Here is a 20,128-nt window from a genome sequence, read left to right on the forward strand (position 1 = left end):
GAGGGACATCGACGTCCCTCCCCGATACCCGAGCTTACTGCGACTGGCTCTGTACCGCCAGAGGCGGTTGGAAGCCGAAGAAGGCTTGCGCGATCTCCGTGGTGATGATGCTCAGCTGCAGCTGGATCCAGTCGAGATACTCGTGCAGCCCGTCGCGCAGCACCGCGTCGATCGGACGGGACAGCAAGGCGGCCAGCAGTTCGTCCACCCGCTCCATCGCCGCCGAACCGCCGCGCAGGTCATAGCGCGACCGCATCCGCGTCAGCACCCCGTCGATCTGGCGCACGCACATCACAACCGAACGCGGAAATCCCTCGTTGAACAGCATGAAGCCGGCGACGGTGGCCGGCGACATGCCGCGGGGATAGACGCGCCGGAAGGCATGGTAGCCGGCGGTGCAGCGCAGCACCGTCGTCCACTGGCTGACGTCCAGCGTCGACCCGACCTCGACCGGCGACGGCAGCAGCGTGTGGTACTTGATGTCGAGCAGGCGCGTGGTCTGGTCCGCCCGCTCGATATATTTGCCCATCTGGTAGAAGTACCAGCCCTGGTCGCGGTAGAAGGTGCCCTCGGTGATACCGGTGTGGGTCTGGCATTCCTCCTTGATCCAGGTGCAGACCTTGGACAGGTTCTGGGTCGCGACGTCCTTGACCGACATCTCCAGAAGCTTGTTGTGGAACACGTTGATCTGCGTCCACATCTCGGTCGAGATCCAGGGGCGCAGCGTCCGCGCGTTCTCCCGCGCCATCCGCATCATGGACAGCAGCGAGTTCCGGTTCTGCGGGTCGAACATGTAGTAATGGATCACCGCCTCGGCCGTCGGGCGGTCGTGGCGGCTGAAAAAGTCCTTCTCGTCCGCGTTCAGCTGGACGATCGAGAACCAGTTGGTTGCTCCGCGGGTGTCGCGCGCGAAGGTCTCGTGCACGTCCATGATGCGGGCCAGATTCTCGGCCCGCTCCATGTAGCGGGCCATCCAGAAAATGCACTCGGCGTAACGGGACAGCAGGTTCATGCCGCACCACCTTCCAGAACCCAGGTGTCCTTCGAGCCGCCGCCCTGGGACGAATTGACGATCAGCGTGCCCTTCTTCAGCGCCACGCGCGACAGGCCGCCGGGCAGGACCCAGCTGCTCTTGCCGGTGATGGCGAAGGGACGCAGATCGACGTGGCGCGGCTCGATGGCGTCGTCGCACACCGTCGGGCAGACCGACAGGTCGACGACCGGCTGGCTGATGTAGTTGGACGGGTCGGCCAGCAGCTTGGTCCGGCAGTCGTCCAGTTCGGCCTTGCTGGCACGCGGACCGATGGTGATGCCGTAGCCGCCGGCCTCGCCCACCGGCTTCACCACCAGATCGGCCAGATTGTCGAGCGTGTATTGCAGGGCGTCGGGCTCGCGGCAGATGCGGGTGTCGACGTTGGGGATGATCGGGTCCTGGTCCAGGTAATATTTGATCATCCGCGGGACGTAGCAGTAGACCGCCTTGTCGTCGGCGACGCCGGTGCCGATGGCGTTGGCCAGCGCGACATTGCCCTTGCGGTAGGCTTCCAGGATGCCGGGCACGCCCAGCAGGCTGTCGGGGTTGAAGGCCTTGGGATCGAGGAAGGCGTCGTCGAGCCGGCGGTAGATCGAATGGACCGGGGCCAGACCGTTGGTCGTCTTCATGTAGACGCGGTCGTTGTCCACCACCAGATCCCGGCCCTCCACCAGCGGCACGCCCATCTCGCGCGCCAGGAAGATATGCTCGAAATAGGCGGAGTTGTAAGTACCTGGCGACAGCAGCACCACCTGCGGGTCGTCGACACCGGATGGTGCGATCTCCACCATCGCATCCAGCAGCTTGTGGCCATAATTGTCCACCGGCCGGATGCCGATGTCCTGCATCAGGTCGGGGAAGACCCGCTGCATCATATGACGGTTCTCCACGACATAGGACACGCCGGACGGCACGCGCCCGTTGTCCTCCAGCACGCGGAAGGTCCCGAAGCGGTCGCGCACCAGATCGGTGCCCATGATGTGGATGTAGGTGTCGAAAGGAACGTCCACCCCGATCATCTGCGGGCGGAAGTTATGGTTGCCCTCCACCAGGTCCCGCGGGATCACGCCGTCCTTCAGGATCTTCTGGTCGTGATAGATGTCGTGCAGGAACAGGTTCAGCGCGGCGACGCGCTGCTTGACGCCGGCCTCCAGATGCGACCATTCCGGCGCGGAGATCACGCGCGGGATGACGTCGAACGGCAGGATGCGGTCGACGGCGTCCTTGTCGGAATAGACGATGAAGGTGATGCCGAGATTGTAAAGCTCCCGCTCGGCGTCCTGCGCCCTGCGGCGCAATTCGTCGAAGTTGAGCGCGGCCAGCCGCCGTCGGATCAGCGCCGTATGTTCGGCCGGCAAATCCATGGATCCGAACAGTTCATCGAAGTACAGCCCGGGATCATAGGATGACAAAAGGTCGGACGGTTTGCCCTCGGGTACGCTCACAGACTCCCCCGCGCTTGTATCTGACCGATCATCGCGGGCCGGGCGGCATCGCCCCGGCCATGTCGCTTTGTGCAAGAAGTATGACCCATCGCCGCGCGCTTTGAACAGGGGCAAACGCGCGGCCTGTTGTGCGACGCAATGGCAAAGCAAGAATTCGGACGCCGGCACCTTATGAAATTAGCGCTAAAGTACCGGCGGCCGTGAAGCCCTATCGTGCTTTGGTCGTGGCGGGGGCTGTGACGGGCGCGCCGCCGCCGCCGGACTGGCCGCCCGTCGCCGGGGCGGCCTGGGTTTCGCGCAGCAGGACCATGGTGATCCGGCGGTTGCGCGGGCTGTTCGGCTGGTCGGCGACCAGCGGATCGCGGTCCGCCTTGCCGACGACGTCCTGGATCCGCAACGGGTCGACACCGCCGGACAGCAGGGCGCGGCGGGTGGCGTTGGCCCGCTCCGTCGACAAATCCCAATTGTCCCGGCCGGAGCCGGACGAAAAGGGCGTGGAGTCGGTATGGCCGCTGATCGACAGCTTGTTGGGCAGCTTGGACAGGGCCTTGGCGACCTGCTGCACCAGTTGGCGGGTCTGCGGATACATCTGGCCGGAGCCGCCGGGGAACATCGAGACGCGGTCCTGGTCGACGATCTGGATCCGCAAGCCCTCGGGCGTCTGGTCGATCATCAGGTTCTGGGCCAGCGGTTCCAGTTCCGGCACCGACTGGATGGCCTGGCGGATCTCGGTGGCGGCCTGCTGGAACTGGCGGGCCTCCTTGGCGGCGCCCTGCAGGCTCTCCATCGCCTCCTTCACCCGCTCGGCGAAGTCGGACAGCTTCTCGCCCGGCTTCTGGCCGGGGATGCCGAGCTGCTTGGCGAGTTCCTCCATCCGTTTCTGGAACTCGGCGCGGGTCTCGTTCTGCTTCTGGTCGGCAATATCCGCCGAGGCGTTGGTATTGGCGGCGGCGTCGGCGCTGCCGCCGGGCTGGCCCTGGCCGGCGGCGCCCTGGCCGGGGCCGTTGGCCGACTCCGTCGGGTCGTCGGCATCGTCGGTCTGCTGCGACGAATAGCCGGGCGGTCCCGACACCGGAACGTCGGCCGACATCGGCGAGCTGGGGGAGATCTGGGCGCCCGGCACCGTGATGGTCTTGCCGCCCAGCATGCCGCCGGAACCCGACTGCTCGCGGCTGACCGAGACGGGCGAGAAATAGTCGGCGATGCCCTTGCGCTGGTCGGAGGTGGTGACGTTCAGCAGCCACAGCAGCAGGAAGAAGGCCATCATCGCGGTCACGAAGTCGGCATAGGCCACCTTCCAGGCGCCACCATGGTGGCCGCCGTGCCCGCCCTTCTTCTTCTTGATGATGATCGGCCGCTCGTTGCCGCCGGTGTTCCCGCTCATGCCCTGGCCGTAGCGATTGGTCCGCGGCCCGAGGGCCGATTCCTGCGCGCCGCATCGCCCCGGAGGCGGAAGCCGTCTGCTGCCGCCGAACCCTGCCCGGGTTTCATTAACATCCGTTTAACGACGTTGTCAGGGTCGGAGATGCGGCTTGCACCGGGAGGCATGCTGGATTAATTCCCGGTATCTTCCACCTTGTGTGTCATCTTCACGGCCCTTGGGCCGATACGATACGCCCCCGCCCCTATCGTCTCCGGTCCGTACCCCACCCAGCCCATGCCACAGGACGTCATGACCACCGACCAGCCGATCGATCCCCTTGCGTTCCGCTCCGCCCTCGGCTGCTTCGCCACCGGGATCGCCGTCATCACGACCATCGCGCCCGACGGGCTGCCGCTGGGGGTCACGGTGAATTCCTTTTCTTCGGTGTCGCTCGACCCGCCGCTGGTGCAGTTCTGCCTGGGCCGTGCGGCGATGTCCTTCGACGCCTTCAACGCGGCGCCGCATTTCGCCGTCAACATCCTGGCGGCCGACCAGGAGGATCTGTCCAACCGCTTCTCCCGCCGCGACCAGCAGGAACGCTGGGCCGGGCTGGAAACCACCACCGGCCGCGGCGGCGTCCGCCTGCTGACCGGTTGCCTCGCCACGCTGGAATGCGACCGCGAGCATCTGCTGGACGGCGGCGACCATGTCATCGTGCTGGGCCGCGTGCGCAACCTGACCGCCCGCGAGGACGGCGAGCCGCTGCTGTATTTCCGCGGCCGCTACGCCCGGCTGGGATAAGGCGGCGCCCTGCCCCGCCCCCTTGCCCCCTGCCCTACCCCGCCGCCCGGTGCAGGTCGCGGCCGGTCAGATGGATGTTGGCGTCGGGGTCGAGGGCGCGGGCCATGATGCGCTGCTCGGCCGCGCGCTCGACCAGGGAGCGGTTCATGCAGACCTGCTGAACCGCCTCGTCCGGCTTGGGGGTGTGGCCGACGATGCCCTGCAGGGTGCGGCGGGTGACGAAGACCCGGCCCTGGTACTCCCCGACCTGCACCGCGAGCTCCACCGCGTCGGCCTCCTCGTTCCAGATGGGATCGTCGGGGAACAGGAAGATCGGCATCGCGTCCTCGGTCGGTGGAGATCAGGTCAAGACGGCATCACTTCAGGACATAGGTGATATCATAGCCGCTGCGTTTGAAGCGCGTCTTCAGCAGCGTGCCGTCCGCCGCGAACCACAGGTCACGCTCGACGTCGCCATCGATGCGGTGATGCGCGGCCTCAACCGGCTTGCCGCCGGCCTCCACCGTTTCGGTCCCGACCTTGTGCGCCGTGACCTTGTAGGGAGCGCCGTCGATCACCGACAGCAGCTGACCGTACTTCAGAACCTCGGGCGTCCACAGGGTCAACGGCAGCGTTGCCGCCGGCACCAGCTGCGTCTTGCCGTCGACGGTCAGGCGGTAGCCGCCGGCCTCGCGGGCCATGTCGATCTTGTGCGGGGTGCCGTCGTCGTCGGTGCTCGCGATCATCGACTCCAGCATCCCGCCCTTCCACAGCTCTTCGCGCTTGTGGTCGTAGCGGAAGTTGATGAACAGCACCTTCACCCGCGTGGTGGCGGTGACGGTCACCTTGCTGCGGTCTCCCTGCGGTTCGACCGTCACCTGTTCGGTGCCGATGGGATCCTCGCCCATCAGGATCCGGTAGGTCAGCGTCCGGGCACCGCCCTGCGCCGCGGCGGGGCCGCACGGGACCGTCAGCAGGACGGCGGGCATCAGGGCAGCAAACAGGGTGGCGCGTTTCGCGCGCGTCATGGTCATCGGCGTTTCCTCCCGGTTCGGTGTGCCGGCTTCGGGGTTGTCCGCGGCTCTTGCCGGCCGCTCAGTCGTCCAGCAGCTGGGCCAGCTTCATCGCCACGCCCATCGAGCCTTCGACCTTCAGCTTGCCCATGGTGAAGGCCAGCATCGGGTTCAGCTTGCCATTGATCAGCTTCGACAGGTTTTCCGGCGAGATGCGGATGGTGCAGTCGGCCTCCGCGTCCTCCCGGCTGATGTCGATCGGATTGGCGCGGGCATCGACCCGGATCACATCGCCCTCCTTGCCCAGCAGGAAGCGGACGGAGGCGTTGAGCCCCCGCAGGTCGGCGCTGCGGCTGCGCATTTCCTGGAGAATGTCGTCGACCATGAAAGCGGAACCTCGTGATTGTTCGTAGGACCGTCTTGACAGTAGGCGCGCATTACGTTTACGTCAACGTCATAACGAAAGCGTTTCAGACGCCGGCCGACAGGCGATCCGGAACGCGCCATCGCCGAGGGGAGCGAATCCATGCCCGAGCCGCTTGCGCAAAGCGCCCACCAGCAGAGCGCCAACCCGCACACCGCCGACACCCGACCGGCCGATACCGGTCCCGATCATCCCTGGCTGGCCCGTTACCCGGCCGGCATCGCCTGGGACCAGTCCTTCGCGCCGATGCCCCTGCACATGCTGTTCGAGGAGGCGGCGGGCCGCTATGCCGACCGCCCCTGCCTGGACTTCCTGGGCCGCCGCTACAGCTATGCCGAGGTGCTGGATCTGGTGAACCGCGCCGCCCGCGGCTTCCAGGATCTGGGGGTCGGGCCGGGGGTGCGGGTCGGCCTGTGCCTGCCCAACTGCCCGACCTACGTCATCTCCTATTTCGCGGTGCTGAAGGCCGGCGGCACCGTCGTCAACTACAACCCGCTCTATGTCGAGCGCGAGTTGGAGCACCAGATCACCGACTCGCAGACCGAGATCATGGTGACGCTGGACCTGAAGCAGATCTACCCGCGCGTCGCCGCGATGCTGGATCGCACGCCGCTGAAACGCATCGTCGTCTGCCGGATGCCGACCATCCTCCCGGCGGTGAAGGGCGCGCTGTTCCGCGTCCTCAAGCGCAGCGAGATCGCGGAGGTGCCACGCGACGGCCGACATGTCGACTTCGACGGCCTGCTGACCAACGGCGGCCTACGCCCGGTGCGCATCGACGGGCTGCGCGACGTGGCGGTGCTGCAATACACCGGCGGCACCACCGGCGTGCCCAAGGGCGCCATGCTGACCCACCACAACCTGCTGTCCAATGCCCGGCAGGTGCTGGCCTGGTTCCCCGACGTGGCGCTGGGACAGGAACGGGTCCTGGCGGTGCTGCCCTTCTTCCATGTCTTCGCCATGACGGTGGTGCTGAACATGGGGCTGGCCTGCGGCGCCGAACTGGTCATGCTGCCGCGCTTCGACACCGAGCAAGTGCTGAAGACCATCGCCAGGCGCAAGCCGACGCTCGTCCCCGGCGTGCCGACCATGTACAAGGCGCTGCTGGGCCATCCCCGGGCCGCGCGCTATCCGATGACCTCGATCCGCTATTGCATCAGCGGCGGCGCGCCGCTGCCGACCGAACTGAAACGCCAGTTCGAGACTGCCACCGGCTGCGTGCTGATCGAGGGGTACGGCCTGTCGGAAGCCTCGCCGGTCTGCGCCGCCAACCCGCTGAACGGGGTCAACAAGGAAGGCTCCATCGGCCTGCCGCTGCCCGGCATCGCCATCGAGATCCGCGACCTGGAGGATCCGTCGCGCAAGCTCGGCATCGGCGCCAAGGGGCAGGTCGCGGTCTCCGGGCCCAACGTCATGGCCGGCTATTGGGGCCGGGCGGAGGAAAGCGACCGCACGGTGGTCGACGGCTTCCTGCTGACCGGCGACGTCGGCACGATGGACGGGGACGGCTACGTCTTCCTGCTCGACCGGCTGAAGGATCTGATCATCTGCAGCGGCTACAACGTCTATCCCCGCGTGATCGAGGAGGCGATCTACCAGCATCCGGACGTGGTCGCGGTCTGCGTCATCGGCCTGCCCGACGATTACCGCGGCCAGACGCCGAAGGCCTTCGTGCAGACGAAACCGGACTCCTCCCTGACGGCGGAGGCGTTGCGCGACTTCCTGCGCGACAAGATCTCCCGCATCGAGATGCCGACGGCCATCGAGTTCCGCGAGGAGCTTCCCAAGACCGCCGTCGGCAAGCTGTCGAAGAAGGAGCTGGTCGCCGAGGCGCAGCGGGCGCTGGCGCAGGATGCCGCCTCGAAGGGAGGATGACCCGGCCTCGCGCCTTCCCGCCGGACCGGACCTATGGGGAAGCCTTATCACGCGACGGCAGCTGTGCTACCAAACGGCAGGCGCATTGTGCCGGACGCGAACAAAAGGTTCTCCCAGGGATGGAACAGCTCTACACGGTCAACCAGCTTGCGGAAGAGCTGGGCATCACCCCGCGGGCCCTGCGCTTCTACGAGGTCAAGGGGCTGCTGGCGCCCAACCGCGTCGGCAACAACCGGGTCTACACCAAGCGCGACCGTGCGCGGCTGAAGCTGATCCTGCGCGGCAAGCGTCTGGGCTTCTCGCTGGCGGAAATCCGCGAGTATCTCGACCTCTACACCGTGAATGGCGGAGTCGAGCAGCAGCGGAACCTGTTGAAGCGGGTGCAGAAGCGGCTGAAGGACCTCGCCCAGCAGCGCGAAGACCTGGAGGCCACCGTGCATGAACTGCGCGAGATCGAGGACCAGGTCACCAACACCCTGGCCGGGCTGAAGACGGCTATCGCCGACACCACCAAGGACAGCTGACCGGCCCGCCCCTTCGCGCTCCGGCCGGCCGCAATCGAGGATCGGAGCATGAGGGGAACAGGACATCGGCCGACGCACGCGGCTTCCGGTGCCATCCGGGCGGCTGGTGACGCGGCCGGCGGATCGGGAGAACGGGCATGACCCTGATCTTCCGCCTGCTGGCGGTGCTGGCCGCCGCCATCTTCGCTGCGCTGCGCGGCCGCCGCACCGGGCTTCTGGCGCCCTCGACCCTGCGCTTCCGGGTCTGGCCGACCGATCTCGACATCAATCTGCACATGACCAACGCGCGCTATTTCAGCGTGATGGATCTGGGCCGGACCGACCTGATGATCCGCGTCGGGCTGGGGCCGGCGATCCTGCGCAACCGCTGGCAGCCGGTGCTCGGCGGCGCCACCATCCGCTACCGCCGCCCGCTGCCGCCGTTCCGGCGCTTCACCCTGGTCAGCCGGGTGCTGTGCTGGGACGAGAAATACATCTTCATCGAACACCGCATGGAAACACGGAGCGGGCTGGCGGCGCTGGCCGTCGTCCAGGGCGCCTTCGTCGGCAGCACGGGGGTCGTCGCCCCGGCCGAGGTGCTGGCCGCGCTGGGCACCGCCACCGCCTCCCCGCCCATCCCCGAGACGGTCGCGGCCCTGCGCGGGCAAAGCCCGGCCACCGCCTGAACGGCCAGGAAAAAACACCATTCCAGAGGAGAAACGCCGCCATGAAGCTGCTGGTGCCCGTCAAGCGGGTCGTCGACTACAACGTGAAGATCCGCGTGAAGGCGGATGGCAGCGGCGTCGAGACCGCCAACGTGAAGATGAGCATGAACCCCTTCGACGAGATCGCCGTCGAAGAGGCGGTGCGGCTGAAGGAGGCCGGCACGGCGACCGAGATCGTCGTGGTGTCGGTCGGACCGGCCCAGGCCCAGGAAACCTTGCGCACCGCGCTCGCCATGGGGGCCGACCGCGCCATCCTGGTGCAGACCGACGGGGCGACCGAGCCGCTGGCGGTCGCCAAGGTCCTGAAGGCGCTGGTCGACAAGGAGGCGCCGGGGCTGGTCATCCTCGGCAAGCAGGCGATCGACGACGATTGCAACCAGACCGGCCAGATGCTGGCCGCCCTGCTCGGCTGGGGCCAGGGCACCTTCGCCTCCAAGGTCGTCGCCGGTGAGGGCACGGTCGCGGTGACGCGCGAGATCGACGGCGGGCTGGAGACGGTCGAGTTGAAGCTGCCGGCGGTGGTGACAGCCGATTTGCGGCTGAACGAGCCTCGTTACGCCTCGCTGCCCAACATCATGAAGGCGAAGAAGAAGCCGCTGGAGACGGTCACGCCCGACGCGCTCGGCGTCGACGTGACGCCGCGGCTGACGACCTTGAAGGTGGTCGAGCCGCCCAAGCGCAAGGCCGGCATCAAGGTCGCCGACGTCGCTGCCTTGGTCGATAAGCTCAGGACCGAAGCGCGGGTGATCTGAGGGGAGAGGTCGCCCCATTGCCCCCTCCCCATCCCTCCCCCGCTTCGCGGGAGAGGGGGTAGGACGCTTGCCGGCGTGAATTGTTCGCGCAGCGGCGGCAGTCCCCTCTCCCGTGAAACGGGGGAGGGTTAGGGAGGGGGCATCCGCAGCCGACACTCCTCCACACCATCCGCCAAGCTCCGCCACCAAAGGACCCGCCCCATGCCCATCCTGATCCTCGCCGACCACGACAACGCCAGCCTCAAGCCCGCCACCGCCCATGCGGTGACCGCCGCCGCCGAGATCGCCAAGGGGCTCGGTTCCGACATCCATGTCCTGGTCGCCGGCAGCAACGCCGCGTCCGCCGCGGACGCCGCCTTCAGGCTGGACGGCGTCGCCAAGGTGCTGCTGGCCGACGATGCCGCCTACGGGCATGCCCTGGCCGAACCGCTGGCGGCGCTGCTGGTGTCGCTCGCTCCCGGCTACGGCCATATCCTCGCCGCCGCCACCTCGACCGGCAAGAACGTGCTGCCGCGGGTCGCGGCGCTGCTCGACGTGGCGATGATCTCCGACATCACCGCGGTTGTGTCGGCCGACAGCTTCGAGCGGCCGATCTATGCCGGCAACGCCATCGCCACCGTGCGATCCGCCGATCCGGTGAAGATCCTCACCGTCCGCACCACCGCCTTCGAGGCCGCCGGCTCCACCGGCGCCGGCGCCCCGGTCGAGCCGGTCGCCGCGGTGGCCGACCCCGGCCTGTCGGGCTTCGTCTCGGCCGAGCTGTCGAAGTCGGAGCGGCCGGAACTGACCAGCGCGCGCATCGTCGTGTCGGGCGGGCGCGGCATGCAGTCGGGCGAGAATTTCCCGCTGCTGGAGGCGCTGGCCGACAAGCTGGGCGCTGCCGTCGGTGCGAGCCGTGCCGCCGTCGATGCCGGCTTCGTGCCGAACGACTATCAGGTCGGGCAGACCGGCAAGATCGTGGCACCCGACCTCTACATCGCCGTCGGCATCTCGGGCGCGATCCAGCATCTGGCCGGCATGAAGGACAGCAAGGTCATCGTCGCCATCAACAAGGACGAGGAGGCGCCGATCTTCCAGGTCGCCGATTACGGCCTCGTCGCCGACCTGTTCAAGGCCGTGCCGGAACTGCGGCAGGCACTGTGATCCAGGGGGCTGGACCCGATCCCATATGGATTTGGGCCCCACGGGTCCGGCCTGTTGGCCCTTGCCGCGGCCGGCCGGCTGTTCTATCGCTGGCGGCACAGCAACCCGACAGCGGCAGGACGCCATGAGCATCGACGGCATCACCGGACTGAACCATCTGGTCATTGCGACCCGCGACCTGGACGCGGCGCGCGATGCCTACGGCCGGCTCGGCTTCACGGTCACGCCGCGCGGTCACCACACCCAGCTGAAATCCGCCAACCACACCGTCCTCTTCCCGACCGGCACCTATCTGGAACTGCTGGGCATCGAGGAACAGAGGCTGGTCAACGCCCATTACAGCGCCTTCCTGCGCCAGCGCGAGGGCATCGCCGCCATCGCCCTGAAGACCCCCGATGCGCGCGCAGCCGCCGGCCCGCTGGCCGCAGCAGGCTTCCCAACCACCGAACCGGTCGATTTCGGCCGCCCGGTCACGCTTCCCGAAGGCACGCGCGACGCCAGCTTCACCATCGCCCAGATCGACCCTGCCGCCACCCCGGCCGGCCGCGTCTTCCTGTGCCAGCACCACACGCCGGAGCTGGTCTGGCGGGCGGATGCAATGGAGCACGCCAACGGCGCCGCCGGGCTGGAAGCGCTGGTGGTCGCCGCCGCCGACCCTGATGCGGTGGCCGCGGCCTTCGCCCGCCTGCTGGGCGGCACGGTGAGCGAGCGCGGCGCCGCCCGTGTGGTGGAACCGGCACAGCCGGGCAATGGTCAGGTTCCCGTGCTGGTCGCCACCCCCGACCGGCTGCACTGGGCCTGGACCGCCGACCCGGCCTTCGCCACCCCGCCGCCCTTCGTCGCCGGCTTCGTGCTGCGCGTCGCCGACCCGGTCCGCACGCAGCAGGCCCTGCAGAAGAGCAAGTTCCCGACCGTGGTCGGCAACGGCGTGCTGCGGGTGAATTCGTCCAGCGCCTGCGGCGCGATGATCGCCTTCGCCCAGGATTTCGACCTCGATGCGCTGATCCCCTGACCGCCATGCCGCCGGTGGCCGTCACGCAACCGTCTGGCGGTCACGCGCCACCGGCTCCAGCGCCTCGGCCACGGCGCGGCGCAGGTCGGCGGCGATGACCGGCTTGTGCATGACCCGGAAGTTGCCGGCTTCGGCCTCCAGCGCGCGGGCGGGGGCGGTGTCGCCGGTCACCAGGATGCCCGGCAGGATGCGGCCCAGCGCCAGCCGGACCTCCCGGATCGCCTCCGTCCCGGTCCGACTCTCGCGTAGGCGGTAGTCGGCGACGATCAGGTCCGGCGCCGGCCCGCGGTGGGCGAGGTCGAGCGCCTCGGCGCAGGATTCTGCGGCCAGCACCGTGTAACCCCATTCGACCAGCATGGCCCGCAGCCCCTCGCGGACGATCCCGTCATCCTCGATCACCAGAACCGTGGTGGCGAAGGCCGGGCGCGGGGCCGCGGCCGGCACCGCGGCCTTCACGGCCGGCGGCGGGGCCAGCGGCACCTCCACCGAAAAGACCGAGCCATGACCGGGGGTGGAGCGAACCGTCACCGGATGGCCGAGCATCACCGACAGCCGCCGCACCACCGCCAGCCCGAGCCCGAGCCCCTGGTCGCGGTTGCGGCTGGCGTTGCCGACCTGGACGAACTCCTGGAAGATATCCTCCTGCTGGTCGGCGGGGATGCCGATGCCGGTGTCCCACACCTCGATCCGCAGGGTACCGCCGCGGCGGCGGCAGCCGATCAGGATGCGCCCCCTGTCGGTGTAGCGCAGCGCGTTCTCCACCAGATTCTGCAGGATGCGGCCAAGCAGCATCGGGTCGCTGCGCACATGGGCATGGCAAGGCACGATGTGCAGCAGCAGCCCCTTCTGGATGGCGACCGGCCGGCTGTTGGCGGCGACGCGCTCCATCACCTCGGTCAGGGCGAAGACCTCCATCTCCGGCACAACGGCGCCGGCCTCCAGCCGGGACACGTCGAGCAGCCCGTCGAGCAGCATCTTCAAGGCCCCCAGCGCCCGGTCCATGGTGCCCAGGACGTTGCGTGTCATCCCGTCGGTGATCCGGCTGGACAGCACCTCCATCAGCAGCATCAGCGACTGCACCGGTTGGCGCAGGTCGTGGCTGGCGGCAGCGAGGAACTTCGACTTGGCGATGTTGGCGCGGTCGGCCTCCCGCCGGGCCTCGGTCAGGGCGGACTGGGCACGCTTGTGCTCGGAGATGTCGCGGACCGTGGCGATCAGGCTGACCAGCCGATTGTCGTGGTCGCGCACCGGCGAGGCGCTCAATTCCAGGCAGCGCCCCCCCTCCGGTCCGTCGCCGGCCCGGGACAGTTCCACCCGCGCGTCGCGGCCGACGACGATGGCGTCGCGCAACGGCTGCAAGGCCGCCCGGTCCCTGGTCGCCCGTTCCAGCGCGGTCAAGGCGCCGCTGCCCATCAGGGCGGAGGATGGCGTGCCGAGCAGGCGCTCCAGGGCCGGGTTCACATAGACGATCGGCATGCCCGCCTGCGTGGCGTCGGCGACCATGATGCCGTCGTTGCTCCATCCCAGCGCCCGGTTGCGGACGCGCAGGGCGCGGTCGGCATGCCGGCGCCATTGCAGTTCGACGATGAAGGCGATGACGAACAGCAGGATCACCACCGTGGTGGCGACCGCCCAGCCGATATAGAGCCGCGCATTGTCGCGCCAGGGGCCGAACACCGTCTCGACCGACAGGCCGACGATGGCGACCACAGGATAGTCCGGGGCCGAGCGGTAGGCCAGGATGCGCTCCACCCCGTCCACCGGGCTGCGCATGCGCATGTGGCCGATCGGGCTTTGCTTCAGCGCCTGCCACACCTCGGCATTGGCAAAGCCGCGCCCGGAGACCGCAAGTGTTCCGACATTGCGGGCGATGATCGTTCCGTCCGGCCGCAGCAAGGTCGCAACGCCGTCGGGCGGCATCCCCAGCACCCGGTAATAGCGCTGGAAGGCTTCGGCCGGGATATCCGCGACGGCGATTCCGGTGAAGGAGCCATCGTCGCCCTCCAGCCGCCGCGACACCGGGATCAGCAGATCCTGGGTTTCCGACGAGACATAGGGCACGCCGATCACCAGCCCGCGCGGCGCGGCGTCGCGGGCGATGCGGAACTCGTCCCGGTCGGTGACGGTGCCCTGGAAGGTGGCGCGCCCCGCCCCCATGGTCAGCAGCCCGCCGGAATCATAGACGCGCACGCCGACCACCAGCCCCTCTTCGAAAGCACGGCGGGAATCCAGGCGCATCGCGCGGTTGCGTTCGGTGTTGGCGATCAGGTCGAGCAGCAGGTCGTCGACCCTGCGGAAGGTCGAGATCGCATGCTCCTCAACCAGGCGTGCGAGCACGGCGGTCTTCTCATGGGCGCTCAGGTCGAGCAGCCGCTCTTCCCGGTCCAGGCGATCGAGCAGAATCCACCAGAGCGCGGCGATGGCGAGCGCCACCGCCAATGCCGGCAGGACGAGGCGGCCGCCGAACCCGGAAAAAAGCCAAAGCGCCCGCTTCACGTGTTCCCCGAACGCTGTGGATCGTCCGCCTGCCGCATCCGCCGGCAAGGAGTGGATGGAGGCGACAGGCGACGCAAGAATGCCGCAACGGGCGTGGCGACGCAACAACGTTACCGGCAAAGTGGCAACGCAACAATGTTGCTCCACCCTTGAGCACAACCTGCGCAAATGACGCAAGCCGGTGGCATCGCCTGTCGCGGGCAAGCCGAAAAGCCGCCTTTCCGCCGACCCCGGCGCCGGCTATACCGCGGTGATGAGCTTTGCCCGCGCCATCGCCACCGTCGGCGGCCTGACCCTGCTGAGCCGGCTGGCCGGATTCGCCCGCGACATCCTGACCGCGTCGGTGCTGGGTGCCGGTCCGGTCGCGGATGCCTTCTTCGTCGCGCTGAAGCTGCCGAACCTGTTCCGCCGCCTGTTCGCGGAGGGCGCGTTCGGCGTCGCCTTCGTCCCGCTCTTCGCCGCCGAACTCCAGACCCGCGGCAGGGCCGCCGCCATCCGCTTCGCGGAAGAGGCGCTGGCCATGCTGATGGCCGTGCTGCTGCCCTTCACCCTGGCCGCGGTCGCCGCCATGCCCTGGCTCATGCACGGCCTCGCCCCCGGCTTCGTCGACGAGCCGGCGAAGTTCGCCCTGGCGGTGGACATGGCCCGGCTGACCTTTCCCTATCTGGCGCTGATCTCCCTGGTGGCGCTGCTGGGCGGCGTGCTGAACGCGCTGGACCGCTTCGGTCCCTTCGCCGCCGCCCCGATCGCCTTCAACCTGACGCTGGTCGCGGCGTTGCTGACCGCCCCGCGTCTGGGGTTCGAGCCCGGCATCGCCATGGCCGCCGCGGTCACGCTGTCGGGTGCGGTGCAGGTCGGGTGGATGGCCTGGGCCTGCCGCGGCGCAGGCGTGGTCCTGCGCCTGCGCACACCGCGGATGACCGGCGGCGTGCGACGGCTGTTCCGGCTCGTCGGGCCGGGCGCGCTGGGGGCCGGCGTCATGCAGATCAACCTGTTCCTGAACATCGTGCTGGCATCGCTGCTGCCGTCGGGGGCGGTGTCCTTCCTCTATTACGCCGACCGGCTGAACCAGATGCCGCTGGGCGTCATCGGCATCGCCATCGGCACCGCGCTGCTGCCGGTGCTGGCCCGCCATGCCGCGGCCGGCGACGAGCGGATGGTCCGCCACTATCTGAGCCGCGCCCTGGAGTTCAGCCTGCTGCTCGGCCTGCCCGCCGCCGTCGCGCTGGGGATCGCCGGGCGGCCCATCGTCGCCGTGCTGTTCGAGCGCGGCGCCTTCGGACCGCAAGAGGCGCACGCCACGGCGATGGCGCTGGCCGCCTATGCGGTCGGCATTCCCGCCTATGTGATCGCGAAGTCGTTGAACGCCGCCTTCTTCGCCCGTCACGACACGGTGACGCCGGTGCGGGTCGCCATCATCGTCACGGTGGCGACCGCCGTGCTGGCGCTGGCGCTGATGCCCTGGCTGGGCCATGTCGGCATCGCGCTGTCCACCGGGCTGACCGCCTGGCTGGACGTGGCTTTGCTGGTGGCTGCGATGCGCAAGCGCGGGATGTTCGACCTGGACGGCCGGCTGAAGCGCCGCGCCCCGCGCATCGCCGTCGCGGCGGTGGGCATGGGGGCGGCGCTGCTGCTGGGCGACGCGCTGCTGGCCCCCTGGCTCGCCGCGCCCGCGACCGCGGTGCGCTTCGCCGCGCTGGCGCTGCTGGTGGCCGGCGGCACCGCCGCCTTCGGCGCGCTGGCGGTGGTTCTGGGCGGAGCCAGCCCGGACGATCTGAAGGCGATGCTGAGCCGCACCCCCTCTCCCGCCGGGGGAGAGAGCGTCCCGTGATGCATGGCTTCCCCCCCTTGACGACGGTCATAGCCGGTCGTACAAGCGGTTCTACGTGGTGATTTGGTCGACCGGCTTGCGGGCCACGTAAAACAACCCGCTAAAAAGGTCCGAGCCGCGTCCGCGCCTCGACCCGAACGGTCGGGGCGTTTTTTGTTTGCGGCCGGCCTCGCCCCACCGGCGTTCATCAGGGGAGAGTTGCGGAATGTCGCGCACCGATCATCGCAATCCGAACGTCGCGGGGCTGCGCCCGCGGTCCAAGCTGGTCCATGGCGGCATCCGCCGCTCGCAATTCGACGAGACCTGCGAGGCGCTGTACCAGACCTCCGGCTTCGTCTACGGCTCGGCGGAGGAGGCGGAGAACGCCTTCGCCAACGATGGCTCGCGCCACGTCTATTCGCGCTTCCGCAACCCAACCTCGGCGATGTTCGAGGACCGGCTGGCGGAATATGAGGGCGCCGAATGGGCCTATGCCACCTCCAGCGGCATGGCAGCGGTGCATGGCGCGCTGATGAGCGGCCTTCGCACCGGCGACCGGGTGGTGGCGCCTCGCTCCCTCTTCATCTCCTGCTACTGGATCGTCAAGGAGCTGTGCAGCCGCTTCGGCATCGAGTCGGTGTTCGTCGACGGCACCAACCTTGCGGAGTGGGAAGAGGCGCTGTCCAAGCCGACCAAGGCGGTCTTCCTGGAAACTCCGTCCAACCCCGGCCTGGAAGTGGTCGATCTGGAGGCGGTCTGCGCGCTCGCCCACAAGGCGGGCGCCGTGGTCATCGCCGACAACGCCTTCGCCACCCCGGTCCTCCAGCGCCCATTCGAGTTCGGCGCCGACGTCGTCATCTATTCGGCGACCAAGCACATCGACGGCCAGGGCCGCTGTCTGGGCGGTGTCATCCTCGCCAAGGACAGGAAGTACGGCGTGGACGTCATCCATCCCTTCCTGCGCCACACCGGCCCGACCATCTCCCCCTTCAACGCATGGCTGCTGCTGAAAGGCATGGAGACGCTGGAGCTGCGCGTCCACGCCCAGTCGGCCGCGGCGCTCCAGGTCGCCGAGTTCCTGGAGAGCCACCCCAAGGTGGCCCAGGTGCTCTACCCGCTGCTGCCCAGCCACCCGCAGTACGATCTGGTGCGCAAGCAGATGACCGGTGGCGGCAACATGCTGTCGGTCTTCCTGAAGGGCGGCAAGACCGAGGCGTTCAACGCGCTGAACGGCCTGCGGATGGTGATGATCTCCAACAATCTGGGCGATTCGAAGAGCCTGATCACCCACCCAGCCACCACCACCCATTCCAAGCTGACGGACGAGGAAAAGGCCGCCGCCCGGATCGAGCCCGGCCTGCTCCGCCTGTCCGTTGGTCTGGAGGATCCCCAGGACATCATCGAAGATCTCGACCGCGCGCTTGCCGAGGCGTAAAGATCGTACCGGAACCTTATGCTGCAGTGCAGCGTTGAGGCTGACACCACAGCGTCGGCGCCGTCCTCCACGGCACCGGCGCGGTCTTCCAGGTTCCGGCAACGAGACGAGAGCGAGGCTACGCCCATGGCATCTTCCAACGCCGGCAACGGCCACCCCACCGACCGGCTTCTTGCGGTGGCGGGCCAGTTCACCAAGACCGGCATGCGCAGCAGCGAGATGGGCGTCGCCGCCGCACAGACCATCGGCTATCGCACCGCGATGATGGCGGCGGCCATGTCCAACCCGATCGACTTCGCCAATCCGGAATTCATCCGCATGGGCTCCGAGAAGGTCGAGGCGGCGGTGGAGGCCTTCCACGCGGTCGCCACCGGGATCGGCGAGTTCGGGCAGGCCTGGTTCACCATGGTGACCAAGCAGGCCCAGGCGGCGGCCGTCACCATCGGCGGCCTCGCCGCCTGCAAGAACCCGGTGGAGATCGTCGACGTGCAGCAGCGGCTGCTGGCAGATGCGATGGACGCCGGCATCCATGCCAACCTGCGCCTGATCGAGGCGACGGCCGCCCTGACCGCCGCCAGCCTGAACCCCGCCTACCGCAAGGTCCGCGCCAACGCCCGCCGCCTCGCCCGCGAACAGGCCTGACGCCTTCTATCCGCTTTGGCAGGTCAGACCACGTCCGCCGGGGCAAGGCGGCAGCAACTGCCGTCATGCTCCACCTGAATGGTGGCGTGGCCGATGCCGAAGCGGTCCTTCAGTGCCGACGCTATCTCCAGCAGCAGCGCGTCGTCCTGGTTCATGCCCGGGCGGACGAGATGGGCGGTCAACGCGGTTTCGGTCGTGCTGATCGGCCAGATGTGCAGGTCATGCACCGCGGCGACGCCCGGCAGCCCGGCCAGATAGCGTTCCACCCCCGCCGGGTCGATGCCCTCCGGCACCGCGTGCATCGCCAGACGCACCGAATCGCGCAGCAGGCCCCAGGTGCCGGCGACGATCACCAGCGCGATGGCGATGCTGGTCGCCGGATCCAGCCACAGCCAGCCGGTGACGCCGATCGCCAGCGCCGCCACAACCACGCCCAGCGACACCGCCGCATCGGCCGCCATGTGCAGATAGGCGCCGCGCAGGTTGATGTCGTGCCTCTGCCCGCCCATGAACAGCCAGGCGGTCCATGTGTTGATGACGATGCCGACGACCGCGACCGCCATCACCGTCGATTCCGCCACCGGTTCCGGTGCGGCAAGCCGGTTCGCCGCCTCCATCAGGATGGCGCCGACCGCGATCAACAGGATCGTCGCGTTCAGAAGCGACGCCAGGATCGAGGCATAGCCGAATCCGTAGGTGTAGCGCCCCTTCGGCAGCCGGCGCCCCAGCCACACCGCCCCCCAGGCCAGCAGCAGTCCCATCACGTCGCTGAGATTGTGCCCCGCGTCGGCCAGCAGTGCCGTGGAGTTGGCGAGCACCCCATAGACCGCCTCCACCACCACGAACCCGATGTTCAGCAGCGCCCCCAGCGCGAAGGAGCGGTCGTAGGTGCCGGACGGGTTGGCCGGCCCGTGACGGTGCCCCTGATGCGGTCCGTGTTGATGGCCATGATGATGATCGCCGTGCGGCATGGTAGGCAGCCTCGTCTTCCGAGATCTCGCAGTGCAACGCCCCAAGTCTGGAAGCGCCGCCGCCGCCGGGCAAGCCCCGTGACATGGTTTGCCACGTCCCCACCGCCCTTGCGCCCCTCTTGCGCCGATCCGCCGCGGCGCCTAGCTTCGCGCGGTCATTCGCATCAACCGTGAACGAAGGAAATGGTCATGAAGGCGCGCGTCACCTGGGTGGACGGCAAGATGTTCGTCGGCGAATCCGGCAGCGGCCATGCCGTGGTGATGGACGGCGCGCCGGAGGCCGGAGGCCGCAACGCGGGCGTCCGCCCGATGGAGATGCTGCTGATCGGCATGGGCGGCTGCACCTGCTTCGACGTGGTGATGATCCTGGAAAAGGGCCGCCAGCAGATCACCGACTGCGTCGCCGCCATCGAGGCCGAACGGGCGGAAACCGACCCGAAGGTCTTCACCAAGATCCACGTCCATTTCACCGTCACCGGCCGCAAGCTGGACCCGGCCAAGGTGGAGCGCGCCATCGCCCTGTCGGCCGAGAAATACTGCTCCGCCTCGATCATGCTCGGCCAGACCGCGGCCATCACCCATGATTTCGAGGTCGTCGAGGCGCCGTGACCGGCGCTTCCTGAGGACGGGACCAGCGCCGGCCCTCGCAACGGATTCCTTTTTTGGTTGCATTCGCATGCAATGATCGCGAAGGATCGGTCTTAAC

Annotated in this window: 19 protein-coding genes and 1 riboswitch; of the genes, 11 read left to right on the plus strand and 8 right to left on the minus strand. The window is 68.4% G+C overall.

Annotation, left to right across the window (positions count from 1 at the left end; all coding sequences use genetic code 11):
• Positions 1 to 34: 34 nt before the first annotated feature.
• The 3 genes from ABMY26_RS22165 to ABMY26_RS22175 all read right to left on the minus strand — a co-directional run bounded on the left by ABMY26_RS22165 (position 35) and on the right by ABMY26_RS22175 (position 3,862).
• A complete protein-coding gene (locus ABMY26_RS22165) occupies positions 35 to 1,012 on the minus strand; it encodes an alpha-E domain-containing protein (RefSeq protein ID WP_372396803.1) in 978 nt (325 codons plus the stop codon).
• A complete protein-coding gene (locus ABMY26_RS22170; protein WP_372396804.1) occupies positions 1,009 to 2,397 on the minus strand; it encodes a circularly permuted type 2 ATP-grasp protein in 1,389 nt (462 codons plus the stop codon). The genes ABMY26_RS22165 and ABMY26_RS22170 overlap by 4 nt, the downstream gene beginning before the upstream one ends.
• 289 nt (positions 2,398 to 2,686) lie before the next feature.
• Positions 2,687 to 3,862: a flagellar motor protein MotB gene (locus ABMY26_RS22175; RefSeq protein WP_372396805.1), complete on the minus strand. Its 1,176-nt coding sequence runs from the start codon at positions 3,860 to 3,862 to the stop codon at positions 2,687 to 2,689.
• A 288-nt stretch (positions 3,863 to 4,150) separates the two neighbouring features.
• Here ABMY26_RS22175 and ABMY26_RS22180 point away from each other — a divergent pair, with 288 nt between their 5' ends.
• Positions 4,151 to 4,642, plus strand: coding sequence for a flavin reductase family protein (locus tag ABMY26_RS22180; RefSeq protein WP_372396806.1), 492 nt, complete (start codon positions 4,151 to 4,153; stop codon positions 4,640 to 4,642).
• A 34-nt stretch (positions 4,643 to 4,676) separates the two neighbouring features.
• Here the strand turns inward: ABMY26_RS22180 and ABMY26_RS22185 are convergent, their stop codons facing one another.
• The 3 genes from ABMY26_RS22185 to ABMY26_RS22195 all read right to left on the minus strand — a co-directional run bounded on the left by ABMY26_RS22185 (position 4,677) and on the right by ABMY26_RS22195 (position 6,019).
• Entirely contained in the window at positions 4,677 to 4,961 is a 285-nt protein-coding gene (locus ABMY26_RS22185) for a DUF1488 domain-containing protein (protein ID WP_045582140.1), read from the minus strand.
• Positions 4,962 to 4,998: 37 nt separating this feature from the next.
• Positions 4,999 to 5,655: a DUF6134 family protein gene (locus ABMY26_RS22190; RefSeq protein ID WP_372396807.1), complete on the minus strand. Its 657-nt coding sequence runs from the start codon at positions 5,653 to 5,655 to the stop codon at positions 4,999 to 5,001.
• 61 nt (positions 5,656 to 5,716) lie between these two features.
• Positions 5,717 to 6,019, minus strand: a complete 303-nt coding sequence (locus tag ABMY26_RS22195; RefSeq protein ID WP_372396808.1) for an SCP2 sterol-binding domain-containing protein — start codon at positions 6,017 to 6,019, stop codon at positions 5,717 to 5,719.
• A gap of 141 nt (positions 6,020 to 6,160) precedes the next feature.
• On the opposite strand from ABMY26_RS22195, the gene ABMY26_RS22200 reads away from it, so the two are divergent.
• The 6 genes from ABMY26_RS22200 to ABMY26_RS22225 all read left to right on the plus strand — a co-directional run bounded on the left by ABMY26_RS22200 (position 6,161) and on the right by ABMY26_RS22225 (position 12,068).
• Entirely contained in the window at positions 6,161 to 7,933 is a 1,773-nt protein-coding gene (locus tag ABMY26_RS22200) for a long-chain fatty acid--CoA ligase (RefSeq protein WP_372396809.1), read from the plus strand.
• A gap of 119 nt (positions 7,934 to 8,052) precedes the next feature.
• A complete protein-coding gene (locus tag ABMY26_RS22205) occupies positions 8,053 to 8,457 on the plus strand; it encodes a MerR family DNA-binding transcriptional regulator (RefSeq protein WP_372396810.1) in 405 nt (134 codons plus the stop codon).
• A gap of 137 nt (positions 8,458 to 8,594) precedes the next feature.
• Positions 8,595 to 9,122 (plus strand): thioesterase family protein, encoded by a 528-nt coding sequence (locus ABMY26_RS22210; protein WP_372396811.1) that lies wholly within the window; start codon positions 8,595 to 8,597, stop codon positions 9,120 to 9,122.
• Positions 9,123 to 9,163: 41 nt separating this feature from the next.
• Positions 9,164 to 9,913 (plus strand): electron transfer flavoprotein subunit beta/FixA family protein, encoded by a 750-nt coding sequence (locus tag ABMY26_RS22215; RefSeq protein ID WP_372396812.1) that lies wholly within the window; start codon positions 9,164 to 9,166, stop codon positions 9,911 to 9,913.
• Positions 9,914 to 10,114: 201 nt separating this feature from the next.
• Positions 10,115 to 11,056 (plus strand): electron transfer flavoprotein subunit alpha/FixB family protein, encoded by a 942-nt coding sequence (locus tag ABMY26_RS22220; RefSeq protein ID WP_372396813.1) that lies wholly within the window; start codon positions 10,115 to 10,117, stop codon positions 11,054 to 11,056.
• A gap of 124 nt (positions 11,057 to 11,180) precedes the next feature.
• Positions 11,181 to 12,068, plus strand: a complete 888-nt coding sequence (locus ABMY26_RS22225; protein WP_372396814.1) for a VOC family protein — start codon at positions 11,181 to 11,183, stop codon at positions 12,066 to 12,068.
• A 21-nt stretch (positions 12,069 to 12,089) separates the two neighbouring features.
• On the opposite strand, the gene ABMY26_RS22230 is transcribed toward ABMY26_RS22225, so the two are convergent.
• Positions 12,090 to 14,564, minus strand: coding sequence for an ATP-binding protein (locus ABMY26_RS22230; RefSeq protein WP_372396815.1), 2,475 nt, complete (start codon positions 14,562 to 14,564; stop codon positions 12,090 to 12,092).
• A 253-nt stretch (positions 14,565 to 14,817) separates the two neighbouring features.
• Here ABMY26_RS22230 and murJ point away from each other — a divergent pair, with 253 nt between their 5' ends.
• From murJ to ABMY26_RS22245, 3 genes are all read left to right on the plus strand, one after another.
• The gene (gene murJ, locus ABMY26_RS22235) at positions 14,818 to 16,395 is read left to right on the plus strand and encodes a murein biosynthesis integral membrane protein MurJ (protein ID WP_372399051.1); all 1,578 of its coding nucleotides are present in this window, start codon (positions 14,818 to 14,820) and stop codon (positions 16,393 to 16,395) included.
• Between the two features lie 45 nt (positions 16,396 to 16,440).
• A riboswitch (SAM riboswitch) is annotated at positions 16,441 to 16,520 on the plus strand.
• An 80-nt stretch (positions 16,521 to 16,600) separates the two neighbouring features.
• On the plus strand, positions 16,601 to 17,809 hold the full coding sequence (metZ, locus tag ABMY26_RS22240) for an O-succinylhomoserine sulfhydrylase (RefSeq protein WP_372396816.1): 1,209 nt from the start codon (positions 16,601 to 16,603) through the stop codon (positions 17,807 to 17,809).
• Between the two features lie 126 nt (positions 17,810 to 17,935).
• The gene (locus ABMY26_RS22245) at positions 17,936 to 18,451 is read left to right on the plus strand and encodes a phasin family protein (protein WP_372396817.1); all 516 of its coding nucleotides are present in this window, start codon (positions 17,936 to 17,938) and stop codon (positions 18,449 to 18,451) included.
• Between the two features lie 23 nt (positions 18,452 to 18,474).
• Here ABMY26_RS22245 and ABMY26_RS22250 read toward each other — a convergent pair whose 3' ends face one another.
• Positions 18,475 to 19,422, minus strand: coding sequence for a cation diffusion facilitator family transporter (locus ABMY26_RS22250; RefSeq protein WP_372396818.1), 948 nt, complete (start codon positions 19,420 to 19,422; stop codon positions 18,475 to 18,477).
• 189 nt (positions 19,423 to 19,611) lie between these two features.
• Between ABMY26_RS22250 and ABMY26_RS22255 the strand changes: the two genes are divergently transcribed.
• A complete protein-coding gene (locus ABMY26_RS22255; protein ID WP_372396819.1) occupies positions 19,612 to 20,031 on the plus strand; it encodes an OsmC family protein in 420 nt (139 codons plus the stop codon).
• The last annotated feature ends 97 nt before the right edge of the window (positions 20,032 to 20,128 follow it).

The sequence above is a fragment of the Azospirillum sp. HJ39 genome, assembly GCF_041507355.1.
GTDB classification, from domain to species: Bacteria; Pseudomonadota; Alphaproteobacteria; order Azospirillales; family Azospirillaceae; genus Azospirillum; species Azospirillum thiophilum.